Origin of the sequence: Atopobium fossor DSM 15642 (genome assembly GCF_000483125.1) — a bacterium.
In the GTDB taxonomy this organism is placed as follows: domain Bacteria; phylum Actinomycetota; class Coriobacteriia; order Coriobacteriales; family Atopobiaceae; genus Atopobium; species Atopobium fossor.
Window position 1 is genome coordinate 1049388 of the sequence record NZ_KI519553.1, and the last position, 23977, is coordinate 1073364.

The 23977-nt window shown below is 45.8% G+C and carries 16 protein-coding genes; 3 read left to right on the forward strand and 13 right to left on the reverse strand.

Going from position 1 to position 23977, the window contains the following annotated elements:
- Window positions 1-46 precede the first annotated feature (46 nt).
- The 13 genes from G469_RS0107635 to gatC form a co-directional block, all read right to left on the reverse strand.
- Entirely contained in the window at window positions 47-982 is a 936-nt protein-coding gene (locus G469_RS0107635) for a DMT family transporter (RefSeq protein WP_028264554.1), read from the reverse strand.
- A gap of 17 nt (window positions 983-999) precedes the next feature.
- Window positions 1000-2790 (reverse strand): phosphotransferase, encoded by a 1791-nt coding sequence (locus G469_RS0107640; protein WP_028264555.1) that lies wholly within the window; start codon window positions 2788-2790, stop codon window positions 1000-1002.
- A gap of 209 nt (window positions 2791-2999) precedes the next feature.
- On the reverse strand, window positions 3000-3428 hold the full coding sequence (locus tag G469_RS0107645) for an FKBP-type peptidyl-prolyl cis-trans isomerase (RefSeq protein WP_028264556.1): 429 nt from the start codon (window positions 3426-3428) through the stop codon (window positions 3000-3002).
- Window positions 3429-3484: 56 nt separating this feature from the next.
- Complete coding sequence (gene dnaE / locus G469_RS0107650; protein WP_028264557.1) at window positions 3485-7378, reverse strand: DNA polymerase III subunit alpha; 3894 nt, start codon at window positions 7376-7378, stop codon at window positions 3485-3487.
- 78 nt (window positions 7379-7456) lie between these two features.
- Window positions 7457-11056, reverse strand: coding sequence for a UvrD-helicase domain-containing protein (locus tag G469_RS0107655; RefSeq protein WP_028264558.1), 3600 nt, complete (start codon window positions 11054-11056; stop codon window positions 7457-7459).
- The gene (locus G469_RS0107660; protein ID WP_028264559.1) at window positions 11056-14121 is read right to left on the reverse strand and encodes a PD-(D/E)XK nuclease family protein; all 3066 of its coding nucleotides are present in this window, start codon (window positions 14119-14121) and stop codon (window positions 11056-11058) included. The genes G469_RS0107655 and G469_RS0107660 overlap by 1 nt, the downstream gene beginning before the upstream one ends.
- Window positions 14122-14175: 54 nt before the next feature.
- A complete protein-coding gene (locus G469_RS0107665) occupies window positions 14176-14364 on the reverse strand; it encodes a type II toxin-antitoxin system RelB/DinJ family antitoxin (protein WP_028264560.1) in 189 nt (62 codons plus the stop codon).
- A gap of 155 nt (window positions 14365-14519) precedes the next feature.
- Window positions 14520-15923 carry an asparagine--tRNA ligase gene (gene asnS / locus G469_RS0107670; protein WP_028264561.1) on the reverse strand — a complete coding sequence of 468 codons (1404 nt, stop codon included), beginning with the start codon at window positions 15921-15923 and terminating at the stop codon, window positions 14520-14522.
- A 70-nt stretch (window positions 15924-15993) separates the two neighbouring features.
- Window positions 15994-16641 (reverse strand): histidine phosphatase family protein, encoded by a 648-nt coding sequence (locus tag G469_RS08755; RefSeq protein WP_084522344.1) that lies wholly within the window; start codon window positions 16639-16641, stop codon window positions 15994-15996.
- Window positions 16595-16993, reverse strand: coding sequence for a GIY-YIG nuclease family protein (locus tag G469_RS0107680; protein ID WP_028264562.1), 399 nt, complete (start codon window positions 16991-16993; stop codon window positions 16595-16597). Before G469_RS0107680 ends, G469_RS08755 begins: the two co-directional genes overlap by 47 nt.
- Window positions 16994-17057: 64 nt before the next feature.
- On the reverse strand, window positions 17058-18587 hold the full coding sequence (gene gatB, locus G469_RS0107685) for an Asp-tRNA(Asn)/Glu-tRNA(Gln) amidotransferase subunit GatB (RefSeq protein ID WP_028264563.1): 1530 nt from the start codon (window positions 18585-18587) through the stop codon (window positions 17058-17060).
- Window positions 18584-20080: an Asp-tRNA(Asn)/Glu-tRNA(Gln) amidotransferase subunit GatA gene (gene gatA, locus G469_RS0107690; protein ID WP_028264564.1), complete on the reverse strand. Its 1497-nt coding sequence runs from the start codon at window positions 20078-20080 to the stop codon at window positions 18584-18586. Before gatA ends, gatB begins: the two co-directional genes overlap by 4 nt.
- On the reverse strand, window positions 20080-20397 hold the full coding sequence (gene gatC, locus G469_RS0107695) for an Asp-tRNA(Asn)/Glu-tRNA(Gln) amidotransferase subunit GatC (RefSeq protein WP_028264565.1): 318 nt from the start codon (window positions 20395-20397) through the stop codon (window positions 20080-20082). The genes gatA and gatC overlap by 1 nt, the downstream gene beginning before the upstream one ends.
- A gap of 315 nt (window positions 20398-20712) precedes the next feature.
- On the opposite strand from gatC, the gene sufC reads away from it, so the two are divergent.
- Genes sufC through G469_RS08760 form a run of 3 tightly spaced genes read left to right on the forward strand, consistent with a single transcriptional unit; the run spans window position 20713 to window position 23977 of the window.
- A complete protein-coding gene (gene sufC, locus G469_RS0107700) occupies window positions 20713-21480 on the forward strand; it encodes a Fe-S cluster assembly ATPase SufC (RefSeq protein WP_028264566.1) in 768 nt (255 codons plus the stop codon).
- Complete coding sequence (gene sufB / locus G469_RS0107705) at window positions 21480-22883, forward strand: Fe-S cluster assembly protein SufB (protein ID WP_028264567.1); 1404 nt, start codon at window positions 21480-21482, stop codon at window positions 22881-22883. Before sufC ends, sufB begins: the two co-directional genes overlap by 1 nt.
- Complete coding sequence (locus tag G469_RS08760) at window positions 22883-23977, forward strand: SufB/SufD family protein (protein WP_051353831.1); 1095 nt, start codon at window positions 22883-22885, stop codon at window positions 23975-23977. Before sufB ends, G469_RS08760 begins: the two co-directional genes overlap by 1 nt.

Here is a 23977-nt window from a genome sequence, read left to right on the forward strand (position 1 = left end):
GCATTCTAACACCGGTTTATTATTATCCTAGCTGTCAGACCTATCTCTAGTCTTTTTTACGCGAATTGCCCAATAGTTCTCCCCAATTAGGTGATGCAGATAAGACAGTTCCCACAATAATCACTGCACAGCACACAATTTCTAATGCGCTGGGGATTACATGAAGAACAATCGCACTGATAAGAACAGCCCAGGCAGAATAAGAAATGTTGAGCGCCATCCCGCGTGAGGCACCTATACAATCGATAGCTTTGTAGTAGAAAAGATAGGACACAACACCTGCCAGTGCAGCAAGACCAACCACAGCATTCTCTGGAGTAAATGCCACCTCGCCAAAAAATTCTAGAGAGCCAGACAAGGGCATAGCTACCAACAAATACGCAAGTGCCGAGGTAGTTTCTCGAATTTGAAGGGCAGTCTCATTGTCTACCGCTTCCTCATTCATACCCCACGCAAGTATAACAGCCTCAGATCCCCAACCAAATACACACAGTAAAGCCCCTAAAATACCAGCCAAAGGATTATCCATGGTACTTCCTGTTGTGGAAGACCAGCCAATGCACACGATAGCAAGTAGTGCCAACAAAAGCATGCCAACCTGCTTGAGTTTCATGCGTTCTTTGAGGATAAGTACCGCAAGCAAGGTACCAACAGCAGGATAAAAAGCAGAAATTGCGGCAGTATACCCAGGACCAATGTTTTCAATTGCCGCAAGGTATCCACTCATGCCAATGGGCCCTCCTAGTAGAGCTGCCAGCATGATAACTTGACCATTACGTGTTTTGATGGCTGCAATGGTGTCGCCCAAACGACCACGAACACCCATCCAAACCAACAAAATAAGTGCTGCAAAAATGTCATGCATACAGGCAGATACAAATGAGGCGTTTGCAACCACTGCATACAATCCCATTGCCAATGCAATGCCCAAAACAACAGTATCAATGGCCCAGAGTATGCCGCTCAATAGTCCATACTTCATGGATCTTTTCTCCTGTCCTATTTCTGTCCGTTTTCGTACCAGTCAAGGACCTTATCGATATAGTCCACCGCATAGCGGTAGTAGATAAAGAGCCACTCGCCTACATTATCGCCCTCGGCCTCTTTGGCCAACGACCAGATGTACCAGCACCAACCAGCCAAAACCACATAAGACCAAAAATGACGACGCTCCTCAAATGTTGCGCTGCGACCAAAATAATAATCAAGCGCCTGATTTGCGCGCTGTTCTGTAAATTCACTACATACGGTAAAGGTGCCAAAGTCATTTGCCACATCAGACATGCCAGCATATTCCCAGTCAATAAGACTCATCTGACCATCGGCTTCTACTAAGAAATTCAGTGAGAAGAAATCATTGTGTGAAACACACTCAGGGTAGCCGTCTGCATTGGCAAAATCCTTAAGTCGAACAATCTTATCGCGCAACTCATAATAGCCAGGTACTTCGATGGGGCCATGTTCTAGCAAAAGTTGCTCATAGGATAATCCTTCTTCAAAGAAGTCAAAATGACGCTCAAGTTTTGCATCACAGTCATGCAGCTGGCGGCACATCTCCATAGCATGCTTAAGCTGTTTGTCATCATTGGTATCCAGAGACTGTGCGTTAGGGATGAAGCGTGAGAGTTTCCAGCCAGACTCTTCATCCTCATGAATAAATGTACTATCCAAACCAAGGTCACGCGCTAAACGAAGACCAGCAGCCTCACTCGCACGACTAATCATTTTTTCGGTACCAACACCAGGATGGCGATAAACATATTGCTTCTTTTGATTACCCTCACCTACCGAAAAGTGACAAGATAAATTAGTAAGCCCCTGCTTAAGCGGCCAAAATTCATAAATGTCCGTCTTCTTACAACCAAGAACCTCTACGATGTTGTCCAGAATTTCGGAGTCTACATTCTCAATAAAGTATTGGTCAAAACTGCGAAGCTCATCAAGCGAGTCAAACTCATTGATAACACCATCTTCATAGGGACGCGCAATCATATCGAGCTCATTGATATGATCGACATAGATTTCTTCCCAGAGCTTATCGGCAGTTTCTGGCTTATCATACACAGCTTCCAAAATTTGCCTGTAGCGCTCAGAAAATGCTTTATCAAAATACACATGGCCCAGCATAACCAAAGAGTCAGCACCGCCTACTGTTACCTGCGTAATACGATTATTGGCACCAGTGGTAATACACCATTCCTGAGTGGGACCTTCCGCCTTGACACAGGCATAGTAAGCTTCATATACATAGGCCTCAAAAGGATTTTGAGTAAAGTAGTCATCCGAAGAACAAATATAGGTATTGGAAAGCTTATTGCGCACAAGCCAGAGCGTACTATTATTATTCCTCACTGCATATTCAGAGTTAACTACAATGTTTACCTTGTACTTGCTGCGCAAATACAAGAAGTACTCCTTTTTGTAACCCACAACAATTGTAATATCGGAAATACCAGCTTCCTTCAGCTGCTTAATTTGGCGCTCGATAAGAACTTCTCCACGCACGCGAAGTAAGCCCTTAGGCCGCTCATATGAAATGGGAGCAAAGCGAGAAGATAGACCGGCTGCCATGATAATTGCATTGTTTACCTTGTAAGGCTCAAGAGCCTCAATACCTACTTGAGTAAGAAGACCGTCTGCTACATAACCAGCCGTTTCACAGCTTTTAAGTGCAGCATTAACAGATCCAAGTGAAAGGCCAGTTAATTGACTTAGCTTACGCTGACTTACTACCTCATGGGTGGATTTGAGCTCACGTAAAACCAAAAACTCATTTTTTGTCACTGCCATATCTGCTCCAAATATCAAGACTTTTACTAGCACTCGTAATATGCGGGTACATATACTGTTCAATCTCTAAAACAAATTTATTATAACTGAACGTTCAATATTTTATATTTAAAACATATTTTTGAACACAAAAGGGAGATACTACCATCTCCCTTTGCTCTAACATTTATATAATTGCATGAGTAGGCGTACTGCCTTTGATGGATTACTTACTCATCAATAGAAACAAGCTCGATCTCAAAAATGAGCGCTTTACCAGCAAGTTCATGATTAGCGTCTACATGAACCTCATCCTCAGTAATTTGAGCAATAACTGCAGGAATAGGCATACCTCCGGGTCCTGCTAAGGAAACATGATCTCCTACCTGCAAATCCTCTGTCTGAGGAACATTGCTCTTGGGAAAAGAAATTACCAAGTCCTCATTTCGCTCACCATATGCCTCAGAAGGCTGAAGCAATACCTTTTTCTTCTCGCCTACCTGCATATCCTCAACAGCCTTGTCAAAACCCGCAATCATTTGACCAGCACCGCAGGTAAACTGTAGAGTTTGACCTCGATCATAGGAGCTATCAAACTGAGTGCCATTTTCAAGCGTGCCACGATAGTGGACGGAAAGTTTCTTACCATTGTTAGACATGTGTTCTCCCATATTTATTGAAACAGACATATGTTTAGCATCTTTACTAAGTTACCTTAGCCCACTACAGTTTTCCCGATGTTACGCAATAAATCATCTAGTTCTGCACGAAGTACAAAGTTTCCAGCATCAACCCGACAAGGCAATTCCATACACATGGTCTGTCCCGTAGTCATTTCCATGCGTATTTCCACCCGATCCATACCAGCATATCTACAGATAATCGCATTGATTTTTTCCATGAACTGACGAGAAAAACTACTAGAGGGCATGAGAATTTCTAACACTTTAGGCTTGTTGGTTTTCTCGTCCAGCTGCAATGCCTCAATTTCCTGAGCAATAATCTGCACACCGCGATCACCACGTTCTAGCTTACCGTTAATACGAACAAATGCCTCTCCTGCAGATTCACCAGTTTGCTCATTAATTTCAGGAATCAAAGCATTTCCTGACTTTTTGTACAGTTTGGGGAAGATTACAACAGGAACCTCTCCTCCCATATCCTCTACCGTGACAATAGCCATGGGATCACCTTTTTTGGTGGACTTGCGCTGAAGACTAGAAACCATGCCAGCAATCCAAATATTCTTGCCATCAGGAATACGATAGCGTGTGGCAGTTCCGCCAGTTGCATAGTCTTCCACGTCTTCCGACTCTTCAATAGCATCAATGGTGTAGTCACGTGCTTTGGATAAGGCATACTCATAGGGAGCCAAAGGATGATCGGAAACATAGATGCCTAAAACATCCTTCTCGAGCGCAAGCTTCATTAAACGATCCCACTCAACACCATCAGGCTTAGGTACATCCGAAGTAAACCCATCTGCCTCCGCAAACATATCAAACATGGAAACTTGACCAGAAGCACGATCCTTTTGGTGACGTGTCGCGGCATCAATGATATTTTCCGGATTGTTTTTGTCGATAAAAGACATGCACTGCATACGCGTATAACCGGTAGAGTCAAAAGCACCTGCCTTTACCAGCGCTTCTACTACACGACGATTAGCCTGCCCTGCATCTACACGGTCCACAAAATCATGAATGTTCTTAAAGGGTCCACCAGCTTTACGCTCTGCAATAATGCAATCTGCAGCACCATCACCTACGCCGCGAATGCCTGCAAAACCAAAGCGTATACCATCTTCAACCGCCGTAAACTCACGTCCAGATTCATTAATATCTGGAGGCAAAATCTGAATACCCTCGCGACGACAAGAGTTTACATAATGCACAATCTTATCGGTTTTACCCATGTATGATGTGAGTACAGAAGCCATGTACTCACGAGGAAAATGCGACTTAATCCAAGCTGTTTGCATAACCAAAATGGCATAACCAGCAGAGTGGGACTTATTAAACGCATAGGATGCAAATTCCAAAACGTCATCCCATATTTTTTGAGCTGTTGAGCGCTCATAGCCATTCTCTACTGCACCATTCATCCAGTGGTCATAGGTAGTTTCATCTTTACCATTATCCCAATGGAATACGGTACTGGTAAGCAACTTGATTTTTTTCTTTGCTACAGGCTTACGAATACGAGAATCGGACTCACCGGCGCTGAAGTTGGACATCTTAACGGAAATTTGCATGACTTGTTCCTGGTACACAATGGTACCGTAGGTCTCGTTAAGAATCTCTCCCAAGCGATCGTCATAAAAGACAACGGGCTCTTTGCCGTTCATACGATTAATATAGCTGGTAACCATACCCGCGCCCAAAGGACCGGGGCGGTATAGTGCGATAAGTGCAACAATCTGACTATATTTTTTAGGCTGCATATTTTTAATGGTTGCCGTCATGCCGGCAGACTCAACCTGAAAAACACCAGCTGTATGACCAGAACCTAACAACTCATAAATTTTAGGATCAGAAAAATTAACTTTATCGACGTCAATATCTACACTGGTAGCGCCTGGTTTAATGGTGTCCTGTACCGTTTGTGGCATTTTTTGAATGTCTGATGCATTAGGATAGGCTGCTTTAATATTGCGCAATGCTTTATTAATAACCGTAAGGGTACGCAGTCCCAAGAAGTCCATCTTAAGCAAACCCATGTCTGCTACAGAATGTCCTTCATACTGGGTAATCATAACGTCACCCTTAGTATCCAACTTAGTGGGTACATGGTCCGTTACAGGCGTTGGCGCAATCAGAGTTGCACACGCATGTACACCTTCTCCACGCGTAAGACCTTCAATGGATAAGGCTGCATCAATAACAGCCCGAGCTTCCGCATCCTCGTTATAGGCTTGCTCAAAATCTGGCGAGAACTGCTCTGGATGTTTTTCACTTCGATGCAATGCATTGGAAAGTGCAAGTCTAGGATCACTGGAAAGCATTTTAGACAGACGCTGAGCTGCATATACAGGCTGTCCTAACACACGTGCTGCATCATTAATGGCCTGCTTAGCTTTAATTGTTGAGTAGGTAATTACCTTACAAACATGATCCTCACCATAGACTTCACGCACATGAGCTAATACATCTTGCAGATGCTCATCTTCAAAGTCCATATCAATATCGGGCATCTCGGAACGCTCGGGAGACAAAAATCTCTCAAACATCAAGCCATTTTCTAATGGATCAAAGGTGGTGATATTCATAGCATATGCAACAATAGCTCCTGCAGCAGAACCACGACCTGGTCCTACGCCAATACCTTGATCCTTAGCCCATTGCACGTAATCCTGAACAATAAGAAAGTAGTTTGCAAAGCCCTTTTCGCAAATAACCTTATATTCATATTCAAAACGTTCTTGCACGTTAATACCATTAATAACAACGTTGCGCCAATCCTTGCCATAGCGAATAGCAAGGCCTTTCTCGCACTCCTCACGAAAGCGCGCTTCCGCCGTCTCACCTTCGCGCAAACCAGGATACTGAGGTAGATACATGCTGGACCAATCCAGCTCGTACCGGCATTTCTGAGCGACTTCGACTGTAGTATCCAAAGCTTGGGGGCACCAATCAAAAATGGAACGCATTTCTGCTTCCGTTTTCATATAAAACTCGGTACCATCCATCTTTTTACGGTTGGCATCATCAACGCGCGAAGCGGTGCCAATACAGCTAACAATATCCTGCACTTCCGCATCTTCACGCGTAAGATAGTGCACATCATTAGTGGCAACAACCTTAATACCCAGGCGCTCTGCCATCTTTACTAAGTGTTCGGAAAGGGTGCGATCGCTCCAGCCATTCCACTCTGGAGGTTGCAGACCATGATCTTGGATTTCGATATAAAAGTCTTCACCAAAAATTTCTTTATAGGTTTGTGCCCAATACTCTGCTTCTTCAAAATTCCCATTACGTACATTCCACGGAATAATTCCCTGCACACATGCACTTAGGCAAACAAGACCTTCATGATATTCACGCAGCATATCTAGCGTTACACGCGGCTTGTAATACATCATCTCGTGACCAGCAGCTTTAGACATACACTTGATAAGATTTACATAGCCAGTCTCATTTTTTGCCAATAAAATAAGGTGGAAGCGCTGTTGTTTGGTACCGCGAGGAATGCACTCATCCTTAATAAAGTAGGCCTCACAACCAAAAATTGGTTGAATAAGCAATGAAGGTCTATTAGCTTTTACGGCTTCAAGGTCATGCGTTTGATTCCAAATAGCAACATCTGACTCCCATTGAGCATGGGCACAAGCATGAGGTAGGGCATCCGGTGCATCTGCCTTTGGTTCCTCAAGCTCAAAACCTTTTTGAAAACACTCAACATCATGGCGCCATTGCACCATATCTGCAGCATCATCGTTATATTTGCGACACTCAAGGTCAAAGTTGGGAATCCCAAACATATATCCATGATCCGTAAGCGCAAGCGCTGGCATCTGTTCGTCTACTGCCTTCTTTACCATTTTTGGAATACGCGTTGCAGCATCCAAGATAGAAAAGTCAGAGTGGTTATGTAGGTGGACAAATGCCATCCGAGTGACCCCCGTAAACCTAGAACATGTGTTTGCTATTGCTCAAGCATATCTCAAATGCACACCCTATGCTGAGCACTATTTTTTGCTTCCTGCGCCTTTAGAAAACGTATATCGAACCACCACAGGTTGTCCCTGGCCATCATCGCGTTCAACACATACAAATGCACATTCAACAGACTTAAAGCCTTGATTTAGTAGAACGTCTGCATAAACCTGTGCTTGCATTGTATGGCTGTTATACAGCTGTTCCGCTGTTTTATGTGCATCTCCCGTCTTGTAATCTACAACCAATGCATGCGTATCACCCGGATTGGTACACAACAAATCAATGGCACCTTCTATATAGTTTCCAAACTCAGATGCGCGTTTACAAAAAAAGGGAACTTCAGGCTGTACTTGTGAATACGACAATGCCTCTGCACGAATATCCGAGTGTGCCCAACGCTCCAATGCAACCTGCAAGCGTTGGGTTTGCAGACGACTACATTCCCAGCTCATTGCAAGGCGCTGAATCTGTTGTATCGAGACAGACGAACGAGTTTGCACCATTATCTGAGCAAGCTCATGAAAAGCAGAGCCCAGATTGGTGGCTTTTGGTTGATTGTCATCTGGATTATCAGTATGAGTAGAAAGTACACGCGAGCTTGGTTCATCTAAAACATCCTGATTTACCAGTACGTCCAATGCATTAACATTATGTTCACAGTCCATACTTGCTGCAAGGCCAAAGTTCATACGCACCTGCATATCTTGTGGTAAGTCAATATCGGCTACCACTCCTTTTTCAAGCTGAGCGGCCATAGAAGAATAGCTATATATACCGTGATGAGGACTCATGCTAATCTGCTCAATTGATTTTGTTGCAGCAGGTGTATACAGTTCAAAATCCTGCTGGCTCGCAAGCTGATTATCTAAAGCATTTACTATATCTGCATTACCTATATCCAACCTCATCTGCTCAAGCTTTTGTACAACACCACAATCAGATGGATCACTAGCTTCTATAACCTTATTACCAGTTTCATCTTTATGTGCCTTCAGACAGATCACACGAGCAATTCCCCGTGTACCTGCATCACATTTCAAGTCATATGCACCGGCTGTAAGCTCGTGAATATCACCAAACAATACTTCTGCAACTTTTGCACCCAGTGCAGGAGCAATGCTCTTTGAGCTCACCATAAGAGGTACATGCAAGATGACTGTCTCCTTAGCACGTGTAAGCGCCACATACAGTAGGCGGATTTTCTCAGCAGCTTCAGCAGCAGCATCGTGTGTCTCCAAAAACATACGAACATCTGCAGCAGAACTTGAAATACTCAGCTGATCAGGAGCTTCGTATGTATCTGCGGGCGAACAGCCAGATGGACGCAGGCCACATATAATTTTGTCATCCTGATAGGCTGCTAATAAACCACGTGCACTGGGCTTGAATGGAGCATCATCAAGTGCATCTACCACTGCTACCAATGGAAATTCAAGACCCTTAGACGAGTGAATAGTCATAACAGAAACGGCATTGAGCTCGCTTCCCACTAAAGCTGCAGGCGAAATCTTAGAGTGAGTCAACCATGCATCAAATCTGTTACAAATCTGACTTGCACCCAAACAATACGTTTCACAAAGTTGCTTAAGATAGCGCACACAGGCTAACACATTTGCAGCTATGGCATTATTGGTAGCATTCGTATGCTCCAAGCGTGCAAGCCAACCAGAGTCATGAAGCACCTGGCGCACTACCTCATACACCGGCTTAGAAGGAAGGATAGACCACGCTTGATTTAGTACGGTAATAGCATTCTTTAAACGTGCCGATGGCTCCCGTTCAAACGGTAACTCTTCTGCCCAAAGGCCATGTTCAAGAGGCTGCCTATAGGCTGTATGAGTCTGCTCATCCAAAGCCGTGCCCAGCAGTAAAATATCATCTGCATCAAGCGCAAACAAATCGCTGGTAAGCAGCTCAAACAATCGACCTGAGTTATAGGGATTTGACAGCACGCTCACCAAATTAGCAACCATTAAAACCTCTGGTGCGGACGAGAATCCTGATCCTCCCGTAACAACACTATCTATACCACGTGCGCGTAAAGCATCTACATACACCTGAGAGTTGGTTAGCTTACCCATAAGCAAGGCAATATCGCCAGGCTTGACGTGTTTCTCATTAACAAAATAGGCAATACGGTTTGCCACCTGTTCTGCCGCTGCAATAATGCCATAGTTTTTACTAACACCATAAACACGTTTAGTAACCTCAGTGTATATGCGTGGTACATCCGCCGCAGGATAGCCTACTTTTTCCTTACGCTTGGCGATAAGATCCATGAAGTTGGGTAGCATTCCTGGTGCTCCGCACACCGTTGCAACAAAACGCAGAATGTCATCATGGCTGCGAAAATTTTCGCTAAGCTGTGGCTTATTTTCCTCAGGCAACTCCTCTCCCCTGCGCAAAAAGACATCTACGTCCGCTCCGCGGAAACGATAAATAGACTGTTGAGCATCACCCACCGTGGTGAGGTGGCATGCATGAGGACCTGAAAGCAATTTAATCATGCGCACCTGCTGCTCGCTGGTATCCTGAAACTCGTCTACCATGACCAGCTTAAAACGATGAGCATATTGTGCAGCAATCTCTGGATGTTGCTGTAGTGCATCTGCTGCTAAGGTAAGAAGATCATCATTGTCTAGAGCGCTTTGCTTTTGTTTAAGCAAACGATAACGCTTCCATACACGGCGCGTCAGCGCCATGAGTAATGGACTAAGCTCCTGCTCATAAGCGATAGTTGCTTCAAACAAGGCTGTATCGTAAGCAAACTGCACTTCTTTATTGAGTGGACCAAAAATCTTACCGCGCCAAGAATTACCACTAGGTCGATGAAGTGTTTGCAACAAATCAAGTAATGCTAAGGGCGTTTGAAGCCCTGGAGCAATACAAGTAAACTCATCAAGCTTCTGGATGGAATCTATAAGCGGTGCAGTAAGCTCATCCGCCTTTTTAGCACTTTGAGCTGCAAAAAGTAACTCTTCATAACGGTTTTTAAGCTCAACTGCCTGACTCGATGCACAGTAGGTTGCTCCACAAAACGTCACCGCATCAAAACCAACAGGAGAATTGGTCACTTGCTGCATAAGGTCAAAAATCATACCAGCAACCGACTGACTCGATTCACCTTCTGTGATAGTTTTGGCACGAGCACGGTGTACCTTAAATAAAGGAGCGTATGTTGAATCACCCTCAATCAGTGTAAGCACATCTTCAATTGCTCTATTCATGAGCTGTGTTTGTCCCACCGAATCCAACATCTCAAACTCAGGATCAATACCTAAAGCAAGAGCATGGGCGCGTAAAATACGGCCACACATACCGTGAATGGTGGAAATCCAAGCGCCGTCTACTTCAAGAGAGGCCTGTGTCAGACCTTCTTTTTTAAGTACAGCGCGCACCCGCTCCTTTATTTCTTCTGCGGCGGCATGCGTAAATGTAATAACCAGCAACTGGTCGATAGAGTCCAAATATGGACTACCATCCTTGCCAGAACCAGGCATAAGAGCCCAAGCTACACGTTGCGTAAGGGTAAAAGTTTTACCTGAACCTGCACCAGCTGCAACAAACAAGGTTTTATCGAGGGTTGTAACGGTTTTCTTTTGCCCCTCCATAAAGGTTGAAAAGTCCATTAATTACGCCTCTTTTCGCAGTTGGTAACAGGACAATACTTGCAAGCATGTTCATCAATAGGATTTGCCTCGATATAACCTGCCTTCAGGCGTTCGACTTGATGAGTGATAAGTTCCTCGCAGGTATCTAGGTAGGTATAGAAGTCCTCAATGGTTTGTCCTGCACACACACTATGCAAGCGATCATTGCGCTGCTGGCCCCATACACGCTCGACCATAGAAGCAGGCATGGCACCAGACAGATCGTAGGGTCGTTTAATGCCCAGATATACTGCACCAACAGACGTAAGATTTTGCTCAGCCAAATACTTGCGAATCACCTGCGCATATATCAGTGACTGCACATGGCGCGGCAGAACGCTCGGATTAAACTCATCATCCTTATTAAACAACTTGTATTCGTTAAAAATATTGCCGCGATATTTATAATCGATGATAAGTGCGTGTCCTTGTTCATCTACATCAATACGGTCAATACTTCCAATAAAGCTGACACTAGCGTAAGTCACTGGTATGCCGCTTTTTCCGCCAAAACGTAACTCAAAATAACGTGGTTCAAAGCCAAGCAACTTGCCTTCTTGAAACGCCAAGGAATCCAGCAAGTCCTCTTTAAAATATGCAAGCTCCTCTTTTTGCGATGCCACATGAGGAACTAATGCCTGATCATGAAACTTCTCCGCACGCTGTAGTTGATGCACATAATGAGCGTCAAACTCACTTGTCAGGAGCTCTTGTGCACGGCTGAGCGTTTGCTTTGTAATGCGCGAGCCTTCGATGCGTTCACGCGGATTGACAAATGCATCTTCCAACAGTGCACCAAAAGGTTCTACTCCTGCAGCTTCACGCAACAACGCACGATGCGTCACTTCAAGCACCCTATGCGCAAAGGAGCCCTTTTCCAAATTAGAGAAGCCTGCGTCAATACCGCTTAAACCAAGACGTCGTAAGCTAAACCACTTGTAGGGGCACTCCAGATATGACTCTATTTGAGAAGCGGAAAGCACCAGCTCTTCCCCAGGCAATGCACCTTTACGACCAGCAATTACTAAGGGCGCAAGTTCATCACTTACCTTACCAGCAGGCAGAGGGTTACAAATTTGATTGAATGTATCGCTCATGCCTGCGGCAGACATATTTTTAGTAACATCATCTTCACCAGCAGAATGAATAACAAACGGCACAACATTCTCTTTGGATGGTCTGTCTGAATCACAACCGTATGACTGCATAAATTCGGAGAGCATAACTGCAGGAAATGTTGGCTTTGCATCATCATCTGTTAACGAGCGTTCGAGCATGAGGTACGAGCGAGGGGCTTCAAGTGCACGCAAAAATTGTCCACGAATGGACGTTATATCTCTGGTTGGACGATACACCTGTAGTTTATCTTCCAACTGCATAAGAGCGCCATCATCTACCACAATGCGCATTTCTGCAGTTGTCATACCTGTATATATGAGTGCATCTACACTGCGAGGTTCTAGCAGCGCAACCTCACGAGAAGATAAAATATGCACACATGGTATAGCAGGCTCATTTTTACCAAGCTTATTAGCATCTTGTTTAGTATCCTGCTGCACACAAGCCATGCTTGATGTAACAATACTTCCGCGCTCCATAAGCACCTTGAGCAAGGCAACAACCTTTTGCAAATATATGCCCAGCGATTGTGCACCCCGCGGATATAAAGCACCTATCTGCCGTGCAATTGCTGCAATACTCGCCATAATAAACGCCTGATTTTGTATATGCTCAGATGGCGTTTTTTTATTTTGCTCTTCCAGTGCCAAACGGATTTTATCGGCAGCCGCACCAATCTTTCCACGCTGTATATCACGCACTGCCTGACCCACACGCTTGGATGTATATGAAGTTTTGCTCAAATCTGCTAGAACCTTGGTAGGAGTAAGAATACGATTTCCACGCCATCTACGATCCAGCTGCCACACCTGCGCAATATCTGTACCTGCAATATCGGATAACAAAAAGTCTATAATCGGAGCTGGAGCCCACCAGTCCATAGAGCCAAGTACACGCTCTTCTCCCCACGGTCCCTGTATTGGCTTTGGCCATGTTTCTTCAAGCTCAATCAAATGAGCTACACAGGATACAAAGTTAAGAAAGCCAACTCCAGCCACCGTAGAAAAAAGAGGGGCAGGAACACTACTACAAACCAAAATCCCCTGCTGAGTCAGCTTGGGCATCAATTGATTCCACGCATCACGTATATTATTGCTGCACACAACAATGTCATGTGCACCGCCAGAAACCAGCCCCGCCACCTGTGAAGCAATAAGCTCCCACCTTGCCAAAGGACCAGCGGCATGAAGCAATTCTGTAGGAATATCACTACGTAAAGGCTCTGTACCCAGTTGCTTTACACAACGCACAACAGATACCTCATACAGACTGCTCAAACCTTCAGCCAGCTTTTCTTGAGCTGCCGAGAAGTGCAAAAAGCTTGCAAACACCACAGAAGGCATAGCCGTATGAGCTGGGAGCAGCTGCCCTAGACGCGTCATAACCTCACAGAGCTCTATAAAGTTATGCTCGTCCATAAGCTGCTTATACAGAGCAAGACATCGCAACATATCCAACTCGCCCGCACTATAGCCAGATTCCAGTGCGTCTTCAACGCAAACAGGCAGCTGCTCTACTATGAGTTGCCCATCTTTACTAGGTACTGCAAAGATGCCATCTTGAGCTACCTGTGCAAGCACGCGTAAGGTACCTTCACCAGTATGTAATGAGCTCTCTTTATGCTGGCGCGCATAGGAATCCAACGTAATACGGGCCAAAATCATGCGCGAAACTGAATCGATAATACGCTTACCCGTGCCATATAAGCGCCACTGCTCTTCCACCCAAGAAGACGGTGTACTTACTGTTACACCAAGCGCAAGCCCCTCATGCTGCGCAAGTGCCCGCTGTACTTCTAAAGCCTTTTCATAATTTGGCACCAGCAGTACTGCGCGACCACAGCGCGCAACAGAAGCATGCAAACGCTCCAATACAGGCTGCGACAGCAGCTTACTTGTCTCTACAGAAATGTAAGTAATAGACATGGCGGTCCTGTTTTCGAAATTTATACAACCCTATGGTAACGGGTTGCTCGGACACTATTTGTCGAGAACATCTCGAGTGGACACGCCAATTTCAAAAGGAAATGTCCCGGCCTTGTTAAAGGCCGAGATAAACATCCTAATTGCATTAGAGGGTGTGGTGCCAATTTGTTCAGTAGCAGCAAAAAATTTGTCCTTCTCAGACGGAAGAATCTTAGCTACCACAGGTGTCATTTTGTCTTGCATGTGCGTCTCTGCTTTAGTTTTGGTATGACTTAGTATAATTTAGTTATACCCTCTGCGCTATATAATAACACGACCAGTCGTTTAACTGATCGTGTTTTTTACAATTTCTTATATTTTTTAACGCTTACAAAACCGCTATAACGACAACAGGCAGTTTAGAAATCCGCATTGCCAACCGTGCGAGGATGAGGCAAGACATCGCGAATATTATCCACACCTGTCAGATACATAACCAAGCGCTCAAAACCTAATCCAAAGCCTGCATGACGACAGCTTCCGTACCTGCGTAAATCACAGTAATAGCGATACTCTTCGGGATCCATACCCAAATCACAAATACGCTGCTTAAGCAAATCGAGACGCTCTTCACGCTGCGAGCCACCAATAATCTCACCAATACCGGGAACCAGGCAATCTGCAGCGGCAACGGTCTTGCCATCATCATTCAAACGCATATAAAATGCCTTAATTGCTGCAGGATAATCGGTTACAAATGTAGGTTTACCAAAGTGCTCTTCAGTCAAGAAGCGCTCATGCTCGGTTTGTAAATCAACACCCCAAGAGACGGGATACTCAAAGGTATGACCACTCTGCACGGCCTTCTCTAAAATCTCAATAGCTTCGGTATAAGTTACGCGAGCAAACTCAGAAGAAGCAACATGCTTCAAGCGCTCCAGCAGACCCTTATCAACAAAACTATTAAGCATGGACAGCTCATCAGGGCAGGTGTCCATTACATAAGAAATAACATACTTGAGCATTTCCTCTGCACAAGCCATATCATCTTTAAGGTCTGCAAAGGCCATCTCGGGCTCTACCATCCAAAACTCTGCAGCATGACGACGTGTATTGGAATCCTCTGCACGGAAGGTCGGACCAAAAGTGTATACATCGCCAAAACTCATAGCAAAATTTTCTGCCTGTAGCTGACCAGAAACTGTAAGGTTAGTTGCTTTACCAAAGAAGTCCTTTGACCAATCTACACTGCCATTTTCAAGCCTTGGGGGATTATCTACATCCAAAGTGGTTACACGAAACATCTCGCCCGCGCCTTCCGCGTCGGAAGCAGTAATAATGGGCGTATTTACGTATACAAATCCACGCGTCTGGAAAAAATTGTGAATAGCAAAGGCAGCCACCGAGCGAACGCGAAATACTGCACGAAATAAGTTGGTACGACTACGTAAATGCTGCTGCGTACGCAAAAATTCCTTAGAAGCGCGTTTCTTTTGCATAGGATACTCTGGGCTTGACTCGCCTTCCACCTCAATCTTGGTTGCCTGTAGCTCAAAAGGCTGAGGACGATCAGGAGTAAGCTCAAGTATGCCTGTTACAATAAGAGCAGCGCCCACGCTCTGAGCCGCAATCTGGTCGTAGCAAGCAAGCTGATCGCGGTTCATTACAACCTGCAAATCTTTAAAGCAGCTACCATCGTTAAGCGTAACAAAACCAAAATTTTTCATGTCACGCACGGAACGAATCCAGCCTGCGCACACTACTTCAGCACCACCAAACTGCTTGGGCGCTGCATACAAAGAAGCAATTGTCGTGCGATCCAAAGTGGACCTCCTTAGAGCACCTATTACATACCGTGTTAACTATAGCGAAGATACAGCGTAACTGCAGCGCTTATATTTGCTCATACAACCAGCTGGGATGGACGGTCTTCTCGTTAAGAAAAAGCTCATCCAAGCCACTAAAATCGGGAAGCATAATTTCTTGAGCGCCAAACTGACCGTCTTCATAGTGATAATGAATAATAGATGCATTACCTGGTACATTAGAAGCATCCAATTTAACCTTACTATTGCCGATAAAAGCATCAAAAAATGCCAATGAGGATGCTCCGTGGCTAACCACCAGTACATTTTGATGATCTGGCTTGTTCATAATTTGTCTAATGGCATGTACCATTCGTCTTGTTACCTGATAGACAGACTCTCCTCCATACTGCACTAACGCAGCACCAAAAGGTGTGGGCGGAGCCAATCTCACGCTCTCTCCCTCAAGCAAGCCAAAACTAAATTCACGCAAATCATCTAGACGATCAAAAGATACCGTGTTACGAGTGGCCAACATCAATGTTTGAGCAGTTCTACCGGAAGTCGAACAATAGGCATGATCAAAGCTAATGCCACGTTCATCTAACATGTCTGCTGCACGCTTTGCCTGAGCTTCTCCATAGGAAGAAAGTGGAGAATCGCACCAGCCTTGAATCTTTTTTCGCTCATTAAACACCGTCACTGCATGGCGCATGAGATATAGATTTTTTACCATCTTTTTCCTTCCATAGGCGCTCACGCTCTTGCGCGGACACCACCTCAAATGTCCACTCCATTTTTTGTGCAGCTTGTGCCAGATCACAAACTTGTTGTGGGGCACACAAAAGCTTTTCTTTGTGCATACGAGAAAGCTTTTTTATGCGCCATTCCAACCATGAAGCCGCAGCTTTACCTTGTGTTTGCCACACAGCTTCAAGCGCTATGGGCCTATGCATACGCGTATACTTTGCTGCTTTGTGACCACCCGCAAGATGTTCTGCTATACGACGTAGCATGTCTACAGTAATACCTGTATATAAACTCCCATCCTGACAACGCAAGATATATATGTAGTACGTTTGGCTCATCTCATGCAGGAACTTTCATCCATACGCATAGTTAGCTTTGCTTGTGTATTACCTATTCAAAACTCTAAGAAAGGCTTTGTACAAGCAGTTGGTTAAACAACTTAGGGTTTCCTGTGCCCTTGCTTGCCTTCATGCACTGACCAACCAAAAAGCCAATAACCTTCGTGTTGCCTTCTTTATACTGCTGAACTTGGTCTGTACAACGAGCAAGTACTTCATCCACCACAGTCTGTAGTGCAACTATATCTGTGGTCTGGCGCATACCACGCGCATCAACCACCCTGACAGGATCTTCATCGGTACCGTTAATAGCGTCCAGTACTTCTCGCGCCTGAGCAAAACTAATGGCATCACTATTAAGAAGCTCGGCAAGACTCGCAATCTGCTGTGGTGCAAAAGTATCATAGCCAGGCAGCAAGTTCACCATAACGTTAGCAACGGTAGGAATGACCTGTACACCCACAAGCTTCACACAGCTCTCAAACAACTTGGCTGTAGTTGGATCTGCAGCAATCTGCGCAGCGTCTGTCAGCTTAAGCGCATAATCTGCAACATAGCGATTGCGCTTCTGGCGAGGGAGCTCTGGTACACGTTGAGCACACGCGTTGATAAAATCATCAGATAAATCAAACGGTGCTAAATCAGGGTCTGGGAACAGACGGTAGTCATCTGCAGTCTCTTTTACACGCATTACAACCGTACGTTTATGTGCGGGTTCCCAGTGGCGTGTTTCCTGATAGATAACACCCCCCTCTTCCAACACTTCTGCCTGACGACAAATCTCATATTCCAAAGCATCATGCAAACTCTTAAAGGAGTTGATATTTTTCATCTCTGTCTTGGTACCTAGCTTGGCAGAACCACGACGACGTAAGCTAATGTTGCCATCGCAGCGCATAGAACCCTTCTCCAAGGAGCAGTCAGAAATACCAAGCGTGCGGAAGGTTTGCTGTAGCGTTTCCATAAACAGGCGAGCTTCTTCAGGAGTACGCAAATCAGGTTCGGTCACCAACTCAATAAGCGGTGTACCACAGCGGTTATAGTCAATCAAAGACTCTGTAGCAGCGGTTATGCGACCTTCGGCACCGCCAACATGCACCATCTTCGCAGCATCCTCTTCCATGTGAATGCGCAAGATACGAATGGGTACTATGTAGGAACCATCAGCTTCACGATTGATTTTCTCGCCTGTAGCCGTAGTATCTGCAAAATCTGGACGCTCTGCCGCACCAACACCATGCACTTCTAAATCAAGATTACCGTGCATACAAAACGCCACAGGGCCTTGCGTGGTTTGGAAGTTCTTAGCCATGTCAGGGTAAAAATAGTGCTTACGATAAAACATGGAATGACGCATGATTTGACAGTTCGTAGCCAAACCAGCCATAACAATGGATTCAATAGCTTTTTTGTTGGGAACAGGCAATGCTCCTGGCAGGCCTAAACATACCGGACAAACATTGGCATTAGGCTCGTCATCATGACTCAAGCGACAATTACAAAACATTTTAGTTTTAAGCGTAGTGAGCTCGGTATGAACCTCTAAACCAATAACAGCTTCCCAGTCTTGCAAAACCTCAGCTAGCTTCTTCATACAAGCTCGCCTCCCTTGCCAGCATATGCTGGCGCCACACGCAATTCTGCCTGCACCTCGTGCTCCAAGGCAAAGGCAATCTGTAATAGCTTTTGGTCTGCAAATGCGGGACCTTGTAACTGTACCGATACGGGCATGCCAGTTTGGATTCCCAAACCCATAGGAACAGAAATGCCTCCGTTGCCCACTATATTGTTGGAAATAGTAAACAGATCCGACGCATACATCTGCGTTGGATCAGCCATTTGACCAAACGAGAAGGCCGTGGTAGGTGAGGTGGGCAGCAGCAAGGCATCACAACAGGCAAATGCTTGTGTATAGTCCTGCGTAATAAGCGTGCGAACCTGCTGTGCTGGATAGTAATACTTGTTGTACGCCTCACTAGAGAGTAGGTATGCACCTAACAACTGCCTACGACGGGCTTCTTGGCCAAAACCAAACGCTCGACTCTTAGAGGTTTGTTCGGCTAAAGAGACACATTTAGGTTCGGTATAGCCATAACGAACGCCATCAAAACGAGCTAGGTTAGAAAAAGCTTCGCAAGGTGCAATAACATAATAGGCTGCAATAGCTGCACCAATATGGGGAAGCTCTACATCAACCAACACAGCACCTGCGCGCTCAAAGCCATCCATTGCCTGCTGCATAGCAGCGCGAACCTCTGCAGAAATGCCATCCATCTCAAGCAACGAGCGCACAATGCCAATACGTTTTCCTTCAATGGGACTACGAAGTTCACGTAAAAAATCTACTGGATAGGGCTGACTCGTAGAATCCAAAGGATCTGAACCTGCACCAACCAGCGCATTCATTGCCAATGCTACGTCTTCTACACTACGACCAAAAGGTCCAACCTGATCCAAAGAAGAACCAAAGGCAACAACACCATACCGAGAAACCACGCCGTAGGTTGGCTTAAATCCCACAACACCACAAAATGATGCCGGCTGACGAATAGATCCACCAGTATCTGAGCCCAAGCTCAAAGTAACCTCTCCTGCAGCAACCGCAGCGGCAGACCCACCAGAAGAACCTCCAGGAACACAAGAGATGTCCCAAGGGTTTGCCGTAGGATGAAAATAACTGGACTCCGTAGAAGAGCCAAAGGCAAATTCATCCATATTAGTTTTACCTACTGGCGTAGCGCCAGCATCAAGCAGACGAGAAACACAGGTAGCAGTAAAGACGCTCTCATAGTTTTCCAGCATCTTAGATGCGCAGGTAGTACGCGTGCCCACCAAGTGCATGTTGTCCTTAAAGGCAACAGGCACACCAGCTAAAGCGCCCAAAGGCTTTCCAGCTGCACGGTTTTTATCGGTAGCTGCAGCAGCTTCAAGCGCAAGATCACTCGATACCTGCAAAAATGCTTGCACATCTCCGTCACGCTTCTCTATAGCATCAAGGGATGCCTGAGCAACCTCAACAGCAGAAAATTCTCCAGCAGATACCCCTGCAGCAATTTGCACTGCAGAAAGCTCATCAATATGTGACATTAGCAATCCCCCCCTTCGTCACCCAAAATGGAGGGAACACGGAAATAACGCTCGTGTACAACAGATGCGTTAGAGAGCGCCGTTTTTACCTCAAGTGCTCGGACATTGCAGTCCACCTCATCCGCACTCATAACATTGGACAAGTCACCAATGGGATGGTAGGTAGGCTCAACACCCTCAAGATTGTACTGGCAAATAGGCTCTAACAGCTCAATAGCCTCATTAAGATAGGTTGTCATATGCGCAAGCTCATCTGGGGACAAAGCTATACGTGCGTAGTCGGCAATGCCGGCCACATCCTGTTGGGAAAGTGCCATAGTGCTCCTGTGCAACGTCTATTTTTGAAACTTCTTATATTCAAATGTACATCTCGTAACACCTGTCTCGAAGTATTTTACGGCACTTTGCTGCATGAATGCTGCTGGCATTGTTGTATTGCTATGAATATAGCCTGTGATTCTCAAAATACCCCAAAAGTTGTAGGAATAAAGTGGCTCCGTTGAGGGATAATATCCTAGTGCTGAAGTAGGTTTTTATTTGCCATGGTTAACTTTTGCAAGTGCGCGCGTTTTTACACTGCGCAAGCCTACTTCATGTTAGGGAGGGCCCATATGGGCGTGAGGAGAAAAAACATGACGCAACCTCTGCTTCGCATAAGCGAGCTTAGTGCTGGTACGGAGGATAAGACTATCCTTCACGGTATCAATCTTGAAGTAAGCGCTGGTCAAACCCATGTTCTAATGGGTCATAATGGCGCTGGTAAATCTACGTTGGGGCATGTAATTATGGGTGACCCCGCTTATCAAATAACCGAGGGCTCCATTGTATTTGATGGTCAAGACATCACCGAATTGTCTTCGGATAAACGCTCTTTAGCAGGAATGTTTTTATCCTACCAAGCTCCTGTAGAAGTTCCCGGCGTGCCTCTCAACAGCTATCTTCGCACCATCGTAGACAAGCGCTCTGAGCTTAAAATGAAGTCCAAGCAATTTCGTGCTCGTGTGGCAGAACTAGCAGCACAGCTGGATATGGATCCCTCCTATCTAGATCGTGAGCTTAATGTTGGCTTTTCGGGTGGCGAGAAAAAAAAGGTGGAGATGTTACAGCTGTTGCTGCTTCAACCTAAGCTCGCCATTCTCGACGAAACAGACTCTGGCTTGGACGTAGATGCGCTGGGCGTTGTTTCGCGCGGCATCGAAGCCTATCGCGAGTCTTGTAACGGCGCCCTTATTGTTATCACACATAACACACGTATTCTTGAGCGTCTGAGCGTTGATAAGACCCATGTCATGATGCGTGGTCATATGGTTGCAGAAGGCGAAGCTTCTCTTATTGATGAGATCGATCGTGAAGGCTTTGAACAATTTGAGTCTTACTTTACTCAGAAAGACGGAGAGTAATGACAGAGCAGGTAAACGATATTGATCGCAGCCTGTACGACTTTACCAAGTCAGAAGAAGGCTACGAACGTTATGCAGATGGACTTACACCTCAAATTGTAGAGGCCATCTCAAAAAAGAAAGATGAACCAGCATGGATGCTCGATTTACGCATGAAGTCACTCGAGCTATACCAAAAGATGGATATGCCCGCTAACTGGGGTCCCGCCATTGATGGTTTAGATATGGACCACATTTCCACCTACGTTGCTCCTAAAACCAAGCAGGCAACCACGTGGGACGACGTTCCCGAAGAAGTGCGCGATACTTTTGAGCGATTAGGTATTCCCCAGGCAGAACGTTCCTATTTGGCTGGTGTTGGTGCTCAGTACGACTCTGAGCTGGTGTATCACAATATGCAAACCACTGCCGCTCAGATGGGTGTTGTGTACTCTGGCATCGAAGAAGCTTTACATGGAGAATATGCAGAGCTTATTAAAGAACACTTTATGAAGCTCATCCCTCCCCATGACCATAAATTTGCAGCCCTCCATGGTGCCGTATGGTCGGGTGGCTCGTTTGTCTATGTGCCCAAAGACGTAGAAGTTGAATTTCCTCTGCAAAGCTACTTTCGTCTTAATGCCGCAGGTGCTGGTCAATTTGAACACACGCTCATTATTATTGAACCCGGTGCTAAACTGCACTTTATTGAGGGTTGCTCGGCCCCTAAATACAATGTGGCCAACCTCCATGCTGGTGCAGTAGAGCTGTTTGTAGGCAAAAATGCGAGCTTACGCTACTCCACCATCGAAAACTGGTCCAAGAACATGTACAACCTCAACACCAAGCGTGCGCAGGTAGCCGAGGGTGGCAATATGGAATGGGTCTCTGGCAGCTTTGGCAGTCATGTAGGCTACCTCTACCCCTCAACTTTCCTTAAAGGTGCGGGTTCTACCTGTGAGTTTACTGGTATCACCTTTGCTGGAGCCACACAAAACTTAGACACTGGCTGCAAGGTCATTATGTCTGCACCCGATACCAAGGCTTCTATTTCTACCAAGTCTTTGTCCAAGGGTGGCGGAATTTCTACCTTCCGCAGCTCCATTGTAGTTACTCCTGCGGCAGACCGTGCAAAGGCCACGGTAAGTTGTGCTTCTCTTATGCTTGACGATATTAGCCGGTCAGACACCATTCCTGCCATGGACGTACGCAACGCTACAGCATCGGTGGGCCACGAGGCAACCATTGGACGCATCTCCGACGACACCATACTTTACCTTATGAGCCGTGGTATCCCCGAGGAAGAAGCACGCACCATGATTGTTAACGGCTTTGCAAATCCCATCTCGAAAGAACTCCCCTTAGAGTATGCCGTCGAGATGAACAACCTTATTAAACTCGAAATGGAAGGGGCGATTGGATAATGACAATGCAAACGCTTACAGGCGTCAACGTCCCTCCTGCTCAAACTTGGAATTATCTACGCATCAACGACATCACACTTACTGTTCCCGCAGCTAATAAATCATTAGATTCCGCAACTTTTTCCTCACGTGACACAAGTTTATCTGCTCTAGAGATGGGTGCTGGAACACAAGCTTCTGCCTGGATTGACCAAATTTCTAACGCGCATACAACAATAGTTGTCCCTGCAGGCACCACACAAGACGTGAGTATTCTTGTCTGTGATGCAAGCCCCTACCTCACGCATGACATTGTGGTAGAAGACAAGGCTACGGTAACCATCACTATTGTGGAAACTCGTAGTGCTCATAGTGATGTCACACATACCACAACTGCAACAAGCGCAGATGAGCCAAACGCTGCTGCGCAGGGCTTGCGCATTGTGGCACATCCCCATGCACATGTTATTCTCAACAGCTTTACCTGTGGAAATGAGCGTACCTATCTAGATAACATAGGGATTGAGCTACAAGATAGTGCTACGCTCGACGCAAAGCAGTTTGTTCTATCTGGTTTTACTACTGCCAGTGGCATGGCTATTAATTTGGTTGGTGCCAATGCTCGCGCTGAGCTTTATGTTCGCTATCTCGTGCGCAATAGGCAAACATTGGATATGAACTACGTTGCTCGTATGCGTGGCCGTAATACACGCTGCAATATTGCTATTTCTGGCGTGTTGGAAGACGGTAGCTCCAAGACTCTACGGGACACCATCGATCTTATCCACGGTGCTAAGGGCGCAGCTGGCTATGAGAACGAAACCGTCCTGTTAGCCGGCCAAAATGTGGTTAACAAGAGCCTCCCTGTCATTTTATGCGATGAGGATGACGTAGCCGGAGACCACGGCGCCACCATTGGTACCATCCTGCCCGAACAGCTTGAATATCTCAATGCCCGTGGTTTAAGCGAAGCAGAGGCTATTGCCCTTATATCGCATGCTGTTTGCGACGATGCTTATGCTCATGCAAACACGCCCGAAGCACGCGCTGCCGTTTTGGCAGCAACCGAGCGCATTTATGGCAGCGAAGATGCTCAGGAATTGGAACAGAGGTAG